The 17,444-nt window shown below is 72.0% G+C and carries 15 protein-coding genes; 4 read left to right on the forward strand and 11 right to left on the reverse strand.

What is annotated here, in order from left to right:
• Window positions 1–41: 41 nt before the first annotated feature.
• Window positions 42–2,483: a DUF3488 and DUF4129 domain-containing transglutaminase family protein gene (locus ACGFIO_RS29410; RefSeq protein ID WP_392830609.1), complete on the forward strand. Its 2,442-nt coding sequence runs from the start codon at window positions 42–44 to the stop codon at window positions 2,481–2,483.
• A gap of 84 nt (window positions 2,484–2,567) precedes the next feature.
• Here ACGFIO_RS29410 and ACGFIO_RS29415 read toward each other — a convergent pair whose 3' ends face one another.
• Window positions 2,568–3,527, reverse strand: a complete 960-nt coding sequence (locus ACGFIO_RS29415; RefSeq protein ID WP_392830611.1) for an aldo/keto reductase — start codon at window positions 3,525–3,527, stop codon at window positions 2,568–2,570.
• A gap of 97 nt (window positions 3,528–3,624) precedes the next feature.
• On the opposite strand from ACGFIO_RS29415, the gene ACGFIO_RS29420 reads away from it, so the two are divergent.
• The gene (locus tag ACGFIO_RS29420) at window positions 3,625–4,254 is read left to right on the forward strand and encodes a TetR/AcrR family transcriptional regulator (protein WP_392830612.1); all 630 of its coding nucleotides are present in this window, start codon (window positions 3,625–3,627) and stop codon (window positions 4,252–4,254) included.
• 299 nt (window positions 4,255–4,553) lie between these two features.
• On the opposite strand, the gene ACGFIO_RS29425 is transcribed toward ACGFIO_RS29420, so the two are convergent.
• From ACGFIO_RS29425 to ACGFIO_RS29460, 8 genes are all read right to left on the reverse strand, one after another.
• The gene (locus ACGFIO_RS29425) at window positions 4,554–4,943 is read right to left on the reverse strand and encodes a DUF3040 domain-containing protein (protein ID WP_392830614.1); all 390 of its coding nucleotides are present in this window, start codon (window positions 4,941–4,943) and stop codon (window positions 4,554–4,556) included.
• A gap of 175 nt (window positions 4,944–5,118) precedes the next feature.
• A complete protein-coding gene (dinB, locus tag ACGFIO_RS29430; RefSeq protein ID WP_392830617.1) occupies window positions 5,119–6,414 on the reverse strand; it encodes a DNA polymerase IV in 1,296 nt (431 codons plus the stop codon).
• 12 nt (window positions 6,415–6,426) lie between these two features.
• Window positions 6,427–7,635, reverse strand: coding sequence for an alkaline phosphatase family protein (locus ACGFIO_RS29435; RefSeq protein ID WP_392830620.1), 1,209 nt, complete (start codon window positions 7,633–7,635; stop codon window positions 6,427–6,429).
• Window positions 7,632–8,288: a methyltransferase domain-containing protein gene (locus ACGFIO_RS29440; protein WP_392831050.1), complete on the reverse strand. Its 657-nt coding sequence runs from the start codon at window positions 8,286–8,288 to the stop codon at window positions 7,632–7,634. The genes ACGFIO_RS29435 and ACGFIO_RS29440 overlap by 4 nt, the downstream gene beginning before the upstream one ends.
• 577 nt (window positions 8,289–8,865) lie before the next feature.
• A complete protein-coding gene (locus tag ACGFIO_RS29445) occupies window positions 8,866–10,593 on the reverse strand; it encodes a protein kinase (RefSeq protein ID WP_392830622.1) in 1,728 nt (575 codons plus the stop codon).
• Window positions 10,594–10,603: 10 nt separating this feature from the next.
• Entirely contained in the window at window positions 10,604–11,809 is a 1,206-nt protein-coding gene (locus ACGFIO_RS29450) for an ABC transporter permease (RefSeq protein ID WP_392830624.1), read from the reverse strand.
• The gene (locus ACGFIO_RS29455; RefSeq protein ID WP_392830626.1) at window positions 11,806–12,465 is read right to left on the reverse strand and encodes an ABC transporter ATP-binding protein; all 660 of its coding nucleotides are present in this window, start codon (window positions 12,463–12,465) and stop codon (window positions 11,806–11,808) included. Before ACGFIO_RS29455 ends, ACGFIO_RS29450 begins: the two co-directional genes overlap by 4 nt.
• Window positions 12,462–13,715, reverse strand: a complete 1,254-nt coding sequence (locus ACGFIO_RS29460; RefSeq protein ID WP_392830627.1) for a hypothetical protein — start codon at window positions 13,713–13,715, stop codon at window positions 12,462–12,464. Before ACGFIO_RS29460 ends, ACGFIO_RS29455 begins: the two co-directional genes overlap by 4 nt.
• A 459-nt stretch (window positions 13,716–14,174) precedes the next feature.
• On the opposite strand from ACGFIO_RS29460, the gene ACGFIO_RS29465 reads away from it, so the two are divergent.
• Both ACGFIO_RS29465 and ACGFIO_RS29470 read left to right on the forward strand, forming a co-directional pair.
• Entirely contained in the window at window positions 14,175–14,456 is a 282-nt protein-coding gene (locus ACGFIO_RS29465) for a hypothetical protein (RefSeq protein ID WP_392830628.1), read from the forward strand.
• Window positions 14,453–14,989, forward strand: a complete 537-nt coding sequence (locus ACGFIO_RS29470) for a hypothetical protein (protein WP_392830629.1) — start codon at window positions 14,453–14,455, stop codon at window positions 14,987–14,989. Before ACGFIO_RS29465 ends, ACGFIO_RS29470 begins: the two co-directional genes overlap by 4 nt.
• Here ACGFIO_RS29470 and ACGFIO_RS29475 read toward each other — a convergent pair.
• Window positions 14,979–16,751 (reverse strand): sensor histidine kinase, encoded by a 1,773-nt coding sequence (locus ACGFIO_RS29475; protein WP_392830632.1) that lies wholly within the window; start codon window positions 16,749–16,751, stop codon window positions 14,979–14,981. The two genes, ACGFIO_RS29470 and ACGFIO_RS29475, sit on opposite strands and share 11 nt — an antisense overlap.
• Window positions 16,748–17,425 carry a response regulator transcription factor gene (locus ACGFIO_RS29480; RefSeq protein WP_392830634.1) on the reverse strand — a complete coding sequence of 226 codons (678 nt, stop codon included), beginning with the start codon at window positions 17,423–17,425 and terminating at the stop codon, window positions 16,748–16,750. Before ACGFIO_RS29480 ends, ACGFIO_RS29475 begins: the two co-directional genes overlap by 4 nt.
• Between the last annotated feature and the right edge of the window lie 19 nt (window positions 17,426–17,444).

Here is a 17,444-nt window from a genome sequence, read left to right on the forward strand (position 1 = left end):
GTGGCGGCCGGCGATGACCTTGACGGAAAGGAACCCGCGACGTGACCGGGCGTAGGCGACTCGGGCTGGTGGCGGCCAGCGCCACCCTGCTGGCGGCGGCGCCGCTCTCCGCGATCTTCGAGTCGTGGGTGTGGCTGATGCAGTGCATCCTCGCGGTCGGGCTGACCGCCGGGGCGGCGGTGCTCACCCGCACCCTCCGCTTCCCGCCCTGGGCCCAGGTCCTCGCCCAGGTGGTTACCCTGCTGTTCGCGCTGACCTGGATGTTCTCCAGCGGCGACGAGTTCCTGGCGCTGCTACCCAGCCCCGACACCTTCGAACACTTCGGGCAGCTGTTCACCCAGGCCGGCGAGGACACCCGCAACTACGGCGTACCCGTCCCCAACCGCGAGGCGCTGCAGTTCATCGCCGTGCTCGGCGTCGGCTCGTGCGCGGTCGCGGTCGACGTGATGACCGTCCTGCTGCGCAAGCCCGCCCTGGCCGGCCTGCCCATGCTCGCCATCTATTCGGTGCCGGTGGCGATCTACGTCGACAGCGTCCCGGTGATCCCGTTCATCGTGGGCGCGGTCGGGTTCCTCTGGTTGCTGGTCGCCGACAACGTCGATCGGGTACGCCGCTTCGGGCGCCGCTTCACCGGCGACGGCCGCGACGTCGACGTCTGGGAGCCGTCCCCGCTCGCCGCGGCCGGCCGCCGCCTCGCCGTCATCGGGGTCGCCGCCGCGATCCTGCTGCCGATCGTCGTACCCGGCCTCAACACCGGCCTGCTGTCCAGCCTGACCCAGGTCGGCACCGGCGCGGGCAGCGGCTTCGGCGGCGGAGGCAACGGCAAGGTCAACCTGTTCGCCTCGCTCAGCGGCTCGCTGCAGCAGAGCGAGACCAAGGACATGATCCAGGTCACCACCAACGAGGAGGAGCCGTTCTACCTCCGCCTCGCCGTGGCCGACACGGTGACCGCCTCCGGTTTCGCCAACCGCACCCCCAACGGGAGCCGGATCACCGGCACCCTGCCCGACCCGTCCCAGAACAGCCGCCCCGGCGTGCAATACGACCGCTACCACGCCAAGGTCAAGATCCTCGACCTCAACATGGCGTTCGCCCCGATCTACGCCACCCCCGTGGCCAGCGACGACCTGAAGGGCACCTGGAACTACGACGCCGGCTCGCAGATCGTCTACTCCACCCGGACGACCACGGCGAACAAGGAGTACGACTTCGACTACGTCCGGGCCAGCTACCGGCCGAACGCGCTGCGCCAGGCCGACGCGGTCCGCGACGGCTCGCTGCAGGCCCTCACCACTGTCCCCCAGGACCGGTACGTCGACCCGTTGGTCGAGCGGCTGACCAAGAGCAAGACCACCCAGTACGACAAGGTGATGGCCCTCTACAACTACTTCTCCAAGGACAACGACTTCACGTACAGCCTGCAGACCAGCAGCGGCACCAGCGGCTCCGAGATCGCCGACTTCCTGCAGAACAAGGCCGGCTACTGCCAGCAGTACGCGGCCGCGCTGGCCTGGATGGTCCGCGAGGCCGGCATCCCCGCCCGGGTGGCGTTCGGCTTCACCCGCGGCGGCGACCGCGACGGCAACACCTGGACCATCACCAACCGCAACGCCCACGCCTGGACCGAGGTCTACTTCGACGGCTTCGGCTGGGTCCCGTTCGACGCTACCCCGACCTCCGGCGTGGTCGGCGCCAGCCGCACCGACTGGGCCCCCGACGTCGACTCCCCCGACCCGGTGACCTCGGCGTCGACCGCCCCCGTGGCCCCCGGCGCCAGTTCCTCGGCCGGCCCCGCCGGCGCCGACCGCCCCAACCGCAACTTCGACGACCCCGGCCTCGCGGGTGGCTCCGGCACCACCGGCTCCGGCATTTCGACCACGGTCCTGTGGAGCGTCGCCCTGGTCGCCTTGCTGATCGCGTTGCTCTTGGTGCCGGCGCTACGCCGCGGCCTGATTCGCCGCCGCCGGCACACAGCCACGGTCAAGCCGGCCGCCCCCGCCGTGGTCTCGGCCACCGGCGCCGCCGACATCACCGTGACCACCGAGACCGGCCAGGCCCGGGCCGACGCCCACGCCGCCTGGGACGAACTCATCGACACGATGATCGACTACCGGGTCCCGATCGACCCCACCGAAACCCCCCGGGTGACCGCCCAGCGCCTGATCCGCGAGGCCGAGTTCGACCCCGAGCCGGCCGAGTCGGCCACCCTGCTCGGCCGGGCCGAGGAACGGGCCCGCTACGCCCGGCGCCCCCTGCAGGGCGGCGAGCTGACCGAGGCCCTGGGCCGCGTACGCAAGGGCCTGTCCCGCACCGCGACCCGCCGCACCCGCCTGGTGGCCGCCCTTCTGCCGCCGTCGGTCATGCTCCGCTGGCGCCTCGCCCTCGGCGACGCGTCGGCCGGGACGGTCGGCTTCTTCAGCCGCATCCGGGAGTCGCTGGTCCGCTTCAGTCCGCGCCGTCTGCTGACGTCCCGGGCACGCTGACCTCGCGGCCCACCCGCAGCGTGCGGGTGGGCCGGTGGGCGGGTCGTTTCTCAGCGCTGAACGACGTCGATGTCCGCCGGCGGCTCAGGTCCAGACCGGGCTGCCGTGCGCATACCGTTCACCGCGTGCACCGTCCGGGAGAATGCGGTGGATATGGTCGATGTCGGCCTGGTCGAGAATGATGCCGGCGGCAGCGACGTTCTCGGCCACTCGGGCGGCGTTGCGGCTGCCGGGGATCGGCACGAGGTCGTTTCGGCGTGTCAGCAGCCAGGCCAGGGCGAGTTGGGACACGGCGATGCCCTTCATCGCGGCGAACTCGGCCAGCCGATCGGCGGCGCGGGCGTTCGCCTCGAAGTTGCCCGGTTGCCAGCGCGGATCCGTACGTCGGATGTCCCCCTCCGGATAGGCCGACGCCGGGCGGGCGGCTCCGGTCAGGAAGCCGCGGCCGAGCGGTGAGTAGGCGACGAATCCGATGCCGAGTTCGTCGAGGGTCGGGAAGATCGCTTCCACCTGACGCGCGAACAAGGAGTACTCGGTCTGCAGGACCGAGACGGACTGGACGGCGTGGGCCCGGCGGATGGTGTCGGGTCCAGCCTCGCTGAGCCCGAAGTAGCGGACCTTGCCGGCTTGGATCAGTTCCTTGACCGCCCCGGCGACGTCCTCGATGGGCACGTCCGGGTCCGGGCGGTGTTGGTAGAAGAGGTCGAGGTGCTCGACCCCGAGGTTCCGCAAGCTGTTGTCGGCCACCTCGCGGATGTGCTCGGGCCGGCTGTCCTGCCCGAAGGTGGGCGTGATCCCGAACTTCGTGGCCAGCACAACCTCGTCCCGGAAACCCGCTACCGCCGCACCGATGACCTTCTCGTTCTCTCCCCAGCCGTACATCTCCGCGGTGTCGAACAAAGTGACGCCGAGTTCATACGCTCGCCGCACCGCGGCGATTCCCTCCTGCCGATCGCTTGGGCCGTAGAACCCGGTAATTCCCATGGAGCCGTACCCCATGGCGGACGACGTGAGTCCCTGACTACCCAGATGGCGTTGCCGCACGTTGCTCTCCTTAGGTCGCCGAAGCCGTCACAGTACATCGTTTCTGTCAGACTCTGACAAGTTAGTCTGGACATGCCGAAGATGTTAGGCTCGGCGCATGCCGGGTGAGGAGAAGCCGCGAGCCGGCGCGACCAGAGCGATCGCCAGGGAAGCGGTGCGCGCCTCCATTTCCGACGCGGCGCTCTCCTTGTTCGAGACACACGGGTTCGACGCGGTCACCATGGACCAGGTGGCCTCCGCGGTCGGCACTTCCGTCCGCAGCGTCCATCGCCACTTCCCGGCCAAGGAGGACCTCGTGGTTGGTGATCATCAGCACTGGGCCGGGGCGCTTCGCGACGCGGTCGCTGACCGGCCGGCCGGCGAGCCGATCTGGGAGAGCCTGCGGCGCGGTTTTCGCATGCTGTTGAGCCCGCCGTACGGCGACGGGACCAACAAGGGGCAACGGACTCTGGCGGTGGTCTTCGCCACCCCCGGCCTGCGCGCCCGGTTGTTCGAGAAACATCAGCGCTTCGCCGTGCTGCTCACTCCGGCCGTGCGCGACCGTCTGGGCCGACGGGCCGACGATCTGTCGGTGTCGGTATTGGTCAACGCGGCGATCGTCTGCTTCGAGACGACGCTGATGCAGTGGTCGACCGACCCGGATCCCGCCGGCGGGCCGGCGTTGCTGGACCGCGCCTTCAGTTCCCTACGGCCAGCCGGAGATCTCGAACGACCGAATCCCGCATGACCACCGACACCGGCAACGCATCTGAGACCTCCGCCTCGAGGAAACCGGGACCGCGCAGCCGGATGGAGCAGACAGCCGCGGACAGCCACCGCCAGGCGTGAACGTCACCACGAACGGACCGGCCGCGAGGCGGGACAGCCAGGCCCGACTCGCGTGCGGGTCGAGGACGCCGGTCTCGCAGCCACGGCCGGGCCTCGCCGACCCTGCCGGGATCGCGATGATCCCGATCACCCGGCCGGGAGGAAGAGCGGGCGGAGGAGGGCGCGAACGCAGGCGCGGAGGGGGAAGGACGGCTGTGGTTAGCGGTGGCCCTCGGGGCGGTTCTTCCACCGCTCCTCGAGCCGGTCGAGCAGCCCGCCGGACTTGCGCGAGCGGCCGGGGCGGCGGCTGGCCGTCCCGCCGACCGCGTGCAGGTCGGTGGTCTGCCCCTTGCGGCGGCTGTGCATGGCGAAGGCGGCGGAGCCCAGCATGATCACGAAACCGCCCACACCTAGCAGCGTGTTGCTGCTCACGGTGCCATAGACGAGAAGAGCCAGCCCAGCGATGATCATGAACGCGGCGATCACCAGGCGACGCCGAGCATGGAATCGCGGGTCGCTGGCCCGTACGGCCGAGGCGAACTTGGGATCCTCGGCAAGCGACCGCTCGATCTGATCGAACAGCCGCTGCTCGTGCTCAGAGAGCGGCACGGCTTTCCTCCCCGGGCGCATAGCCGGCCCCGAGGCCGGGGTCGGGTCCGGCCTAGTCTGACCGACACAACCAGTGTGACTGATATAACCACTCAGACCGCAACATCGCTGTGGCGGATGTACCAGTGTGACACCGCTGACAGGAGACAACCCACCGGCTGCCCCTCCCGCAAGTCTACGAGTGGGTCGGCGGGTCGGAAAGCGGGACGACCGCCGAGTGCGGGTGATTTTCGGTTCTGCGAAGATCCCGACGGCCGAGAAGACTGGCCGGTCCGACGACAGAACGGCCGAAACGGGCAGCCACGGCGTCGGCCGCGGCCTCCGCCTCACGCCAGCCGCGCTCGGGTTCACCCAGGGTGAGCTGCCGCGATGTGGTCGCGGCGGCGGAGAGGCCTTCGACGCGTACGCCGATCAGCCGAATCTTGTCGGCCGGCCCGAGCGCGGTGAACAGCCCCCAGGAGATCTCGAAGATCTCACGTGCCACATCGGTCGACGTCGCCACCGTGCGGGACCGGTTGACGGTCTTGAAATCGGCCAGCCGGACCTTGATCGCGACCGTACGCCCGACCAGCCCGGCCGCCCGCAGCCGCGCCCCGACCTTCTCGGACAGCGCCAGCAGGCTGCGTCGTAGCAGCTCACGGTCACCGACGTCGATGTCGAAGGTCATCTCGGCGCTGATCGACTTTTCTGCCTGCTCGGGCTCGACCCGGCGCGGGTCGCGGCCCCAGGACAGCTCGTGCAGGTGGGTCGCGGACGCCTCGCCGAGAGCCGAGCGCAGCAGGCTGACCGGCGCCTGGGCCACGTCGGCGACGGTGTTCAGGCCCAGCCGGCGCAGCGACTCGGCCGCCCGCTCCCCCACGCCCCAGAGCGCGTCCACCGGCAGCGGGTGCAGAAAATCGAGGACCATGCCCGTGGGTACGACGATCATGCCGTCGGGCTTGGCCCGGGTCGAGCCGAGCTTGGCCACGAACTTGCTCGGCGCCACCCCGACCGAGGCCGTGAGCTGCTCCTCCTCGAGGATCCGGCGGCGGATGTCGCGGGCGATCTCGGCCGGGCGCCCGAGCAACCGCTGCGCACCGGCCACGTCGAGGAACGCCTCGTCCAGCGACAGCGGCTCGACCAGCGGCGTCACGTCCCGGAAAACCCGCATGACGGCCCGTGAGGCGGATTCGTATGCCGCGAAATCGGGCGTCAGGAAGACCGCCTGCGGGCACAGGGCGCGGGCGCGCATGCCGGGCATCGCGCTGCGTACGCCGAACCGCCGTGCCTCGTAGCTGGCCGAACTGACCACCCCACGCGGACCCGCCCCGCCGACCACCACCGGCCGCCCCCGCAGCTCGGGCCGGCGGCGCACCTCGACCGACACGAAGAACGAATCCATGTCGGCGTGCAGGATCGTGCAACCGGTGTCGTCGGCCCCCGGCCCGAACCGCGGGTCACGACCGGTGCCGACCGCCTGACTACGCCCCATGATCTGCAGAGGCTAGTCCGACCCCCTGACAAAACTGAGCAGCGGAATCGTCAGCTCGGCCGCGGTCACCGAGCCGTGGTAGGCGACCAGCCGCCCGACCGCCGGCGGCTCGTACGCGGACGCGAGCGCGACGGTCCGCCCCGTGCAGATGATCACCAGGTCGCCGATGCGTTCCAGGTTGTCCCGGGTCACCGGCCCGAACAGGTCGAGGCTGATCGCCTGGAACCGGGTGAGCACCGCCGCCGACGAGCCGAACAGCGCCGTCGCGGCGGCTCGGACGTCGTCCAGCGCGCCTGGGACGACGTGGAGGTAGCGGACCCGCGGTTCACCGGCGACCGCGGCGAGGCCGGGGAGGGCCGAGATGTCGATACGTTCGTTGCCGGGCACGTTGAGCTGCCCGTGATCGGCGGTGACGAGCAGCGCCGAGCGCGGCGGCAGCCCGTCGGTGAGGATGCCGACGAGCCGTTCGACGTCACGTGCGGCGGCCGTCCACGCGGACGAGCCGACGCCGCTCTCGTGGCCGGCCTTGTCCAGGTCGGGGTGATATCCGTAGACGATTCCCGGGCCGGCCCGGAGCGCGCCGAGCATGCCCGCGGCTGTCTCCTCCAGGGTCGACGCGCCGACGAAGGCCGCGCCCCGGCCGGCCGCCACGGTCAACCCCGTGCCCTCGAACTCGGGCCGTGTGACCTGGGTGGACGGGACGCCGGCGCTCTCGAACACGGTCGGCCGCGGCTGCCACTCGGCCGGCGGCGGATCGTCGTTCCAGCGAATGTGGTTGAGGATCCGGCCGTCCGGCATCCGCGCGGTGAACCCCAGCACGCCGTGCTGCCCCGGCGGTTGCCCCGTGCCCAGAGTGACCAGGCTGACCGGTGTGGTCGAGGGAAACCCCGATGTGAGGGTACGAGCGGGAAGCCCGCTCAATCCCGGAAGCAACGGCAGCTGGTACGCCCCCAGCCCGTCCACCAGCAGCACCGCGACCCGATCGACGCCGTCCAGTTCGTCGCCCAGCCCGAGCCGGTCGTCGCCGGCCCCGCCGAGCACCGCCGCCACGCTGGGCAGCAGATCGGCCAGGCTGCCGGTCCCGTACGCGGGCCGCCCCTCCCGGAACGCCTCCGCCGGCAGCCCGTCGTCCGGCATCACGCCCGACCGTGGCACCTCCCGGGGCGGACCACCGCCCGGCGCCGCACGCCCTTCCCCCGGTCGGGCGCCGTCCGAGGTCATCCGCGGCGGGCGAAGACGTGCAGCTGGGAGGCGATGTCGCGGAACGGCGGCCGGGACGACAACGACATCTCCAGGTCGAGCAGAGCCTGCGGGTCGGCCTCGATCACCGCGGCCGGCAGGAGGTCGGCTACCACCCGTACCCCATGGATCTGCTCCACCTCGAGCCCCACCGAGCGCAACAGCCCCGCCGCGCCCTCGGCGTCGTAGCGCCGGCGCAGCTGATCGCGCGGCCCGGACCGGCCGTCGGCGTCGGTGACCAGCGCGGCCGCCGCGCCCAGCTGGCCGTTGACCGCGCGGCCGAGCACCGCCGCGGCCCGCCCGGCGACCAGCACGCTGACCGCTCCCCCAGAACGCAGGGCGGACGCGATCGCGGCGACCACCCCCGCCGGGTCGTCCACCACCTCGAGCACCGCGTGGCAGAGGATCAGGTCGACGCTGCCGGGCTCGATCAGGCCGGCCAGCGACTCGCCGTCGCCCTGCACGGCGCTGACCCGGTCGGCCACCCCCGCCTCGGCGGCCCGCCTGGTCAGCGCGGCCAGCGCGTCGGGGCTGGCGTCGACCACGGTGACCCGGTGGCCCGCCTCGGCGATCGGCACCGCGAAGCCGCCGGTGCCGCCGCCGACATCCAGCACGGTCAGCTCGCGGCCGGCCATCTCCCGGTGCAGGACGGCCCAGACGGCGGCGTTGCGCGCCGAGACGACGGGCTGGCGCGTCGGTGTGCTCTCCACCCGCGCAGCGTAGCGGGCCTGCGATAGCGCGGGATGAAGCGCCGCCGTAGTGGTTGCACAGCGCGCCGCCACCGTAGTGCTGGCACATGGCACCGCCGCCGGGGCACCGGCAGCCAGGCACCGCAGCCGAGCACCCACAGCCACCCACCGCGGCCGGGCACCCACAGCCACGCACCGCGACCTGGCACCCACAGCCACGCATCACAGCCGAGCACCCACAACCAGGCACCCACAACCACGCACCGCGGCCAAGCACCCACAACCACGCACCACAGCCGAGCACCCACAGCCACCCACCGCAGCCCCTTTGCTCTGAGCACAAATTTGCATCACCCATCGCCCGATGCATATTTGTGCTCAGAGCAAAGGGGGCGGGTCGCGGTATCCGAGCCCCGGCTACCGCCCAGGCCCCCGCCGCCGGGAACGGGGCGTCAGGGCGCATCTGACGGATCATCCAAGTGCGAGGCGAGGTCCAGCCCTGGGTGATTCCGTCAGATGCGCGCTAGTGCCAGTCGAGGCGGGTGTCGATGATGTCGGCGGCGTGCTGCCACCAGGCGGCGAGCATCCGGCGGTCGAGTTGCTGCCACTGTCTGATGTGGTTGCGGCGGGGGCGGTCGCCGGCCGTGCGCAGCAGGTCGTCGAGGTGGTCGAGCGCGGTGCCGGGCTCGAGGATCCGGTAGGCGTCCTCGATGTCCAGGGCCAGGACCAGCTCGTTGGCGATGGTGTTGGCCTTGACCATCAGGTCGGGCAGCCACCGCTCCGGCTCCAGTTCCAGGTTAACCGCGGGCAGGCCGAGGTCGTAGCGGTTGGGGTCGAGCAGCGGGAGGTACGCCCGGGTCATCGCGTCGCGCAGCCAGTGCCAGTGGGGAATGCGGGTGAGGTCGTGCTCGGGGGTGCTGAGCGCGTACCCGGCCGCCATCTCGGGCCGGGGCATCAGCGGGAGCCGCCCGGCGGTGCCGGCGAAGACGGGTGTGGCCCAGCCGTCCGATTCGGGCACGTAGGCACGCAGGGTGTAGCCGACGCGGTCACCGACGGTGAGTTCGACCAGCTGGACCGGGAAGTCGGACGGCAGGAACCCGGGCCGCGGACCGGGCGGCATGGACGGAACCGGCATGGACGGAATCGGCGCTTGGTGAGCCGGCGGCGTCTGATAGGACGGCGGCAAGGACGGCGCGGCATAAGCAGGCGGCGAGGACGAGACCGGCGGCGCGTAAGGGGGCGGCGAGGACGAGACCGGCGCCGCGTAAGGGGGCGGCAAGGACGAGACCGGCGGCGCGTAAGGGGGCGGCAAGGACGAGACCGGCGCCGCGTAAGGGGGCGGCGGGGGCTGATCGGCGGGTGGCGGGGTCTGATAGGCGGGAGGGGCCGGCGGCGGTGAGATCGGGGGCGGCGTGAAGGCGGGTTGATGGGCCGCCGCGAGGGTCAGCTGCTCCCGGGCCCGCGCGGCGGTCGAACGGCGCCCGGGGTCCTTCTCCAGCAGCCCGGCGATCACCTGCCACAGCGGCCCGATGTCGGGGGTGGGGGCCGGCGGGCTGGTCAGGATGGCGGCGATCGTGGCCTGGGTGTCCTCGCGCTGGAACGGTGACCGGCCGGTCACCGCGGTGTACAGCGTGACGCCCAGCGCCCACAGATCGGCCGGCGGCGCGGCCGGCACCCCGTTGATCCGCTCCGGCGCCATGAAGGCCGGCGAGCCGATCATCTGCCCGGTCATGGTCAGCGCCGACGCGTCGTCCACGGCCGCGATGCCGAAGTCGGTCAGCATCGCCCGGCCGGTCTCGATCAGGATGTTGGCCGGCTTGACGTCGCGGTGCACGGTCCCGCGCTGGTGGGCCGCGACCAGCGCGTCGAGCACCTGTAACCCGATCTCGGCCGTCCGGGCGGGGGTCAGCGCGCCGCCGGTCGCGATCACGTCGGCCAGCGACGGGCCGTCGACCAGTTCCATGACGATCCACGGCCGGCCGTCGTCGACCGCGACGTCGTGGACGGCCACGACGCCGGGGTGCCGGAGCCGGGCCGCCGCCTGCGCCTCGCGCATCGCCCGGCGTACCCGCGGGTCGTCGCTGTCGACCGGCGCGTCGCCGGCGCCGGGCAGATAGAGCTCCTTGATCGCGACGTCCCGGTCGAGCAGCGTGTCGCGGCCCTGCCAGACCGCGCCCATGCCGCCCCGGCCCAGGATCTTGTCCAGCCGGTAGCGGCCGGCGATCACCCGGGCGGCGTTCCCCTCCGTCACACGGGGCAATCTATAGGGCGAGTGCCTCCGTCGGGGGTAGCGCGGCCGCACGCATCGATGGATAGACGCCCGCCACCACGCCGACCACGACCGCGCCGCCGAGCCCGGCCATCGTCGACCACAGCGGAATGACCACCGGCCAGTGGTGGTACGCCGCATAGCCGACGGTGGCCAGCGCCCCCAGCATCGTCCCGGTGATCCCGCCCAGCGTGGCCAGCGCCACCGCCTCGGTCAGGAACTGGCCGCGGATCTGGCCCCGGTTGGCGCCCAGGGCGCGGCGCAGCCCGATCTCGCCGCGGCGTTCGAGCACCGAGATCACCATCGTGTTGGCCACCCCGATGCCGCCGACCAGCAACGCCACCCCGGCCAGGCCCAGGAACAGGGCGGAGAACGCGTTCTCGGTGGCCCGTTTCGCGGCCAGCGCGTCGGAGGGCCGGCTGACCACCACGTCGGCCGGCTGGGCCGGGTTGACCGTCTCCGGCAGCACCCCGCGGACCTGCTCGATCGACGGTTCGTCGGACTGCACGTAGACCACGGTGGGGTGGCCGTCGAAGCCGAGCTGGGCCTTGGCCGCGGGCCAGCCGACGAACACCGCCCGGTCGATCTCGGGCAGCAGCGGGACCGGGGCGAGGATGCCGACGACGGTGAACCACCGCTTGCCGATCATCAGTTGCTGGCCGGTGCCGGTGACGCCGAGGCGGGCGGCCGAGATCGAGCCGAGCACCACGGCCGGGAAGGTGGCTGTCGCGCCGTTCAGCCACTGCCCGGCCCGCATGTGCGCGTTGATCGCCGGCAACAGGTCGAGCTGGCTGGCCAGCACGGTCAGCCCGGAGCCGTCCGCCGGGTCGGTCCGGTCGGAGCGGCGGACCACGGTGTGCGTGTTGGCGACGGCGCTGGCCCGCTGCACCGGCCCGATCCGGCGCACCATGCCGACCGACTCCTCGGGCAGCAGCACCGGCGGATCGCGGTCGGGCATCGCCCGTACCTCGAGCATGTTGGTCCCCAGCGCGGACAGCTCGCGCATCAGCTGGGCCTGGCTGGACGCGGGAATGCCGGTGACCACGATCATGGTGGCGATGCCGATCGCGATGCCGAGGGCCGACAGCGCGGCCCGGGCCTTGCGCGTACGCAACCCGAGCAGCCCCAGGCCGAGCAGGTCGCTGACGGCCAGCCGGACCGGCCGGGTGGCCGCCGACGCCGAGTGCACGGAGGTCACGCGACCACCAGGCCGTCGCGCATCTCGATCCGCCGGGGCAGCGAGGCCGCGATGTCCCGGTCGTGGGTGATCACCGCGATCGTCGTTCCTTCCTGATGCAGCCGGTAGAGCAGGTCGAGCACCACCTGCCCGTTGCGGGTGTCGAGCGCGCCGGTCGGTTCGTCGGCCAGCAGCAGAGCCGGATGGTGTACGAGGGCCCGCGCGATCGCCACGCGTTGCCGCTCGCCCCCGGACAGCTGGTGCGGCAGATGCGAGACGCGATGCGACAGCCCGACCCGGTCGAGCGCCTCCAGGGCCAGCGGCCTGCGTTTGCGGCGGGGCACCCCGGCGTAGAGCAGCCCGGTGGCGACGTTCTCGGCCGCGCTGAGCCCGGCGGTCAGGTGGAACTGCTGGAACACGAAGCCCAGCCACCGGCCGCGCAGCGCGGAGAGCCGCCGGTCGGAGAGCCCGGCGACGTCCAGCCCGCCGAGCTCGACGGTGCCGGTGGTCGGCCGGTCGAGGGTGCCCATGATGTTGAGCAGCGTCGACTTGCCGGAACCGGACGGGCCGACGATGGCCAGCATCTCGCCCGGTTCGATGTCGAGCGTCACCCCGGCCAGCGCGGCGACGCCACCGGGGTAGCGCATCGTGACGTCCCGTACCGAGAGGACGGTCATGAGGTGGTCACCACCGGCACGCCCTCGTCGACACCGTCGCCGGTGACCTCGACCAGGCCCTTGGCGAACAGGCCGGTCTCGACGGCGACGAGGCGGTCGCCGGCCAGCTGGACCGCGTACCCGCCCTCACTGAGCGCGACCAGCGCGCCGACCGGGACCGCGAGAACGTCCTCGTGCGTCTCGCCGGCCAGGTCGACCTGCACGTTGGCCTGGTCGATGCCCTTGAGCTCCTTGACACTGTCCAGAGTGACGGTGACCGACCGTTTGGGCTCGTCGGTACCGGCGCCGCCCTCCTCGGCCGGCTGCACCTCGGTGCCGACGGCCGACACCTCGCCGGGCACCGCCTTGTCGCCCGGCAGCACCACGCTGACCTTGTCGCCGGGGCGGATGTTGCCGGCGTCGGCGACGGCGGCCGAGGCGGTGACCACCTTGGCCGTCGACGTCACGGTCAGCAGCGGGCCGGTCGAGCTGTCGCCCTTCTGCGCGGTGACCGAGTCGACCCGGACCGCGCTGGGCAGCACCACGACATCACCCACGCCGATCCGGCCGGTCTCCGGGAGCCCGGCGTCGCGTTGCCAGTGCTTGACCGCCTTGATCAGACCCGAGGTCAAAACCCCTTCCCCCGTACGTACGGTGGTCCGCACGGTTTTGGTCTCGGTCTTCCCGGTCTGGGGTTTGCCGGCCTTGTCATCCGACGCCGTCCCGTCGTCCGTCTTCGCGTCGTCCGTGCGGGCGGCCGGGGCCGGCGTCACCGGAACCGTTCGCGTGACCCTCGCCCCCGGCTCGGGCTGGTAGCCGATCGGGTAGCCCAGCGCCTTCAGGTTGGTGGCGACGATCCGCACGTCCCGGCCCACCGTCCCGGACTCGGCCAGGTCGCGGTAGAGCGGCATCGAGCCGTAGAACAGCTGCACCGGCTGGTCGTCGGCGCGGAACAGCTGCTGACCCCGCTTGACCGACGCGCCCGACCGGGGCAGCCAGGTGACGATGCCCTCTTTGCCGCCCTTGACCGGTTGCGCCTTGCCGAAGCCGAGGGTGCCGGTCAGCGACTCGGTGACCGAGAGGTCGGTCCGTACCACCGGCACGGTCTTCACCGCGGGAGCCGCATCGGCGGCCGGCCCCGGCGTGTCACGCCGCAGGAACCAGGTGACGCCGGCCGCGGCGACCAGGACCGGCACGACGACCAGGACCACGACGACGAGCCGGCGACGGGTCCGGCGGGGCGCCGGGGACAGGGGTTGGTCGGGATGCACGCCGAGATCATGCCGACCGATTGTCAGGACGCCGTTAGTTTCGCCGAACCTGACAGCCCTCTGACAATGCTCTGTGATCGTGCTCGCCATGCCTGAGTTCACGGTCCGCAGCGTCGCTATCGGCGGGGCCTCCGCGGCCCTCGCCGTCACCTATCTGCTCGGTGGCTGCTCCAGTTCGGAATCCGGCCGCGACGCGCAAGCCCCGCCGGTGGCGACACTGCGGAGTGCCGCCCCGTGGGGGGGCCCCGCCCGGGGGCGCCCCCCCCCCCCCCCCCCCCCCCCCCGGGGGGGGGGCCGGGGCGCCGGCCCCCCCCCCCGCCCCCCCCCGCCCCCCCCCCCCCCCACGACCTGCGCCCGCTTGTCCGGCTGGACGCGACCGACGAGGAGCGGACCGCCTTCCTCAAGGTCTGGGGGAACTGCGTGGCCAAGGAGGGCGGTCCCGGTTACGAGGAGCCAAAGATGATCTACAAGTACCTCAGCGAGAAGGACCCGAAGGCCAAGCGGGTGGAGGCGGCCTGCCACAACAAGTTCCCGGAGACCTTCGAGGAGCGGCAGAAGCGCACCGACAACACGGCGTTCCGGGACAACCAGCGGCAGTGGTACCAGTGCGCGCAGAAGGCCGGCTTCAAGCTCAACCCGCCGGACGAGGACGGCGAGTTCGGGCTGAGCGAGATCGGGCCGCAGGGCGACTTCGGTTCGGAGAAGATGGAGAACTGCCGTAAGGAGGCGTTCCGCGAGTGAGACCGCTACGTCACGCCGTGGCCGCGCTCGCCGTCGCCGGTCTGCTCGGCGGCTGCTCGGGCTCCGATGAGGACTTCCCACGGGTCGCGTCCCTGCGGACCTCCCCGCCGCCGGCCAGCACGGCGGCCACCGGCGAGGACCAGCGCCCCCTCGTGCCGGTCGACGCGACCAACGACGAACGCGAACGCCTGCAGAACGTCTGGATGGACTGCGTCGCCAAGACCTTCGGCCCCGGCTACGAGAACTCCAAGATCGTCGACAACCTGGCCTACAAGGGCAACGCCAAGGCCAAGAAGGTGCTGGCCGTCTGCGCGAAGAAGAGGCCCGAGTCGTACGAGGAACGGCAGAAGCGCACCGACATCTCGGCGTTCCGCGACAACCAGCGGCAGTGGTACCAGTGCGCGCAGAAGGCCGGCTACAAGCTCACCGCGCCCAACGAGGACGGCGAGTTCGGCCTGACCGAGATCGGACCGAACGGCGACTTCGAATCGCCCCGGATCGAGGCGTGCCGGGTCGAAGCGTTCAGGAACTGAGCGGCAGCCGCAGCGTCATCGTGGTGCCCGCACCGGGACGGCTCGCCGCGGACAACGTCCCCCCGTGTGCCTCGGCGAGCTTCCGGGCGATCGGCAGGCCCAGCCCGCTGCCGCCGGTCGCCCGGGTCCGGGACGAGTCGGCCCGCCAGAACCGGTCGAAGATCCTGGGCAGGTCCTCACGCGCGATGCCGATGCCGGTGTCCTGGACGGCGATGGTGAGCTCGTCGGAGCTCGCGGCGGCGGACAGGGTGACCGTGCCGCCGGCCGGGGTGTATCGGATCGCGTTCGACAGCAGATTGCCGACGGTTTGCCGCAGGCGTACCGGATCGGCGTCGGCGACCGGGTCACCGCGCAGGTCCGCGGTCAGCGTGACCTGCGCCTTCTCCGCCGCACCGCGCTGCGACTCGCAGACGTGCGTCAGCACGTCGCGCACGAAGATCGGTTCCCGGTGCAGCCGCAGGTCGCCCGCGTCGGCGGCGGCCAGGTCGCTGAGGTCGTCGATGATGTGGTGCAGCATGATCGCCTCGTCGTGCAGCAAGTCGAGCAGCGCCGGGTTGGCCGGCACCACCTCGTCCTGGGCCGCCTCCAGCCAGGCCCGGATGTTGGTCAGCGGGTTGCGCAGCTCGTGGGCCACGTCGCTGACCATCAGGCGGCGCTGCGTCTCGGCCTGCTCCCGGCGTTCGGTGGCGTCGTTGAGGGCCCGCGCCAGGAAACCGATCTCGTCCTTGCCCCGCACCGGCATCGGCGCCGGTTCGCCCGCCGGCGCCATCGCCGCCTCGGTCAGCGCCCGCAGCGGCCGGACCAGCCGGCGGCCGGTCAGCACGGTGAGCAGAACGGTGGCCAGCAGCACGGCGCCGGTCACCCAGGCGATCCGCAGCAGGTTCTCCCGGGACAGGCTGAACACCGGCTCGTCGGCGGTGCCGGCGTTCGGGTCGGTGACGTAGAGCAGAGCGGGCTGGGTCGTGTACGGCCGCAGCTGGCGCAGGCGGCTCTGCGTCACGCACGACGTCAGCTTGTTCGGGTCGACCGGCCGCACCTTGAGCGCGACGACCGCGAAGGTCCGGTCGAGCATGAGCACGCCGTGCCGGACGCCCAGGCACTCCTCGGTGTTCCACTCCAGCTCCTCGAGGGCCTGCTGCTCGCTGCCGGCCGGACCGATCGGCCACTTGAGCCGGCAGAGCCCGGCGGTGAACTGCGGGTCACCGGTGGTGGTCCGCACCACCGGCCGGCCGCTCGGATCGTCCATCACCTTGCCGTCCACCCCGCCCGACTGCCGCATGCAGTCCAGCTGGATCTGGGCCTGCCGGGTGAGCTTGCGGTGTTCCTGAGCGGTGAGCCGGTACGGGCCCAGCACCCGCGGGTCGATGCGGTCGGCGGTGTCGGTGAGGCCCGGGTCCAGGCGCAGCGGGTCGACGGTGGCCGAGGCCCGGGTCGTGGCCAGCGGCGTACCCGGATGGGAGTCGGCGATGACCTGCCGTTCGTCGGTCATCAGGGTGATCCGCCGGCCCAGCCGCGCCGCCTCGGCGTCGACGGTCTTCCGCACGCCGGTCCAGTCCTGGTGGGTGGCGGCGTACCCGATCAGTGTGTCGTAGATGCTCTTGTCGTCGGCCAGCGAGCGGCCCTGCTCCTGCCGGATGGCCCGGCTGGTCGACTGGACGGCCAGCCAGGCGGTGGCCACGATGGCCGCGACGGCGATCAGGACCGAGGTGGCGAGCAGGCGCCCGAGCAGGCTGCGGTGCAGGGGCACACGGCCCGGTCTCACGGTGGGCCACCGGTCAGTTTGTAGCCCACGCCGTACACGGTCTGCAGCAGTTGGGGGTCGATCTTGCGACGCAGGTTCATCACATGGACGTCGATGGTCCGGCCGGTCGAATTGCGATCGATACCGCGGGTACGGGTGAGCAACTGCGTCCGGGTGAAGACGCGGTCGGGTTGCCCCGCCATCGCGGCCAGGATCGCGAACTCACCGGGCGTGCACTCGACGGGTACGCCGTCGGCCTCGACCAGCCGTCGGCCCAGGTCGATGGTCAGCGTTCCGACGGACAGCACATCGCCCCCCGCCGGCGCCGTGGTCCGCCGGCGGCGCAGCAGCGTACGCACCCGGGCCACCAGCTCCCGCGGGCTGTACGGCTTGGTCAGATAATCGTCGGCGCCGACGTCGAGCCCGGTCAGCAGGTCGTCCTCGGTGGTCCGGGCGGTCACCATGAGCACCAGCACGTCGCTGTCGCGGCGCAGCCGCCGGCACACCTCCAACCCGTCCATCCCCGGCATCATCACGTCGAGGATCAGCAGGTCCGGTGCCTGCTGCCGGGCGCGTTCCAGCGCCGCCGCTCCGTCGTGCACCACGGTCACCTCGTGGCCGCCGGCCCGCAGGTATTGCCGCAGCACCTCGGCCTGCCGCCGGTCGTCCTCGGCCACCAGTACGTGCGCACACACGCCCGCGACTATAGGTCGG

Source organism: Actinoplanes sp. NPDC049265, from assembly GCF_043197135.1.
Classification (GTDB): domain Bacteria; phylum Actinomycetota; class Actinomycetes; order Mycobacteriales; family Micromonosporaceae; genus Actinoplanes.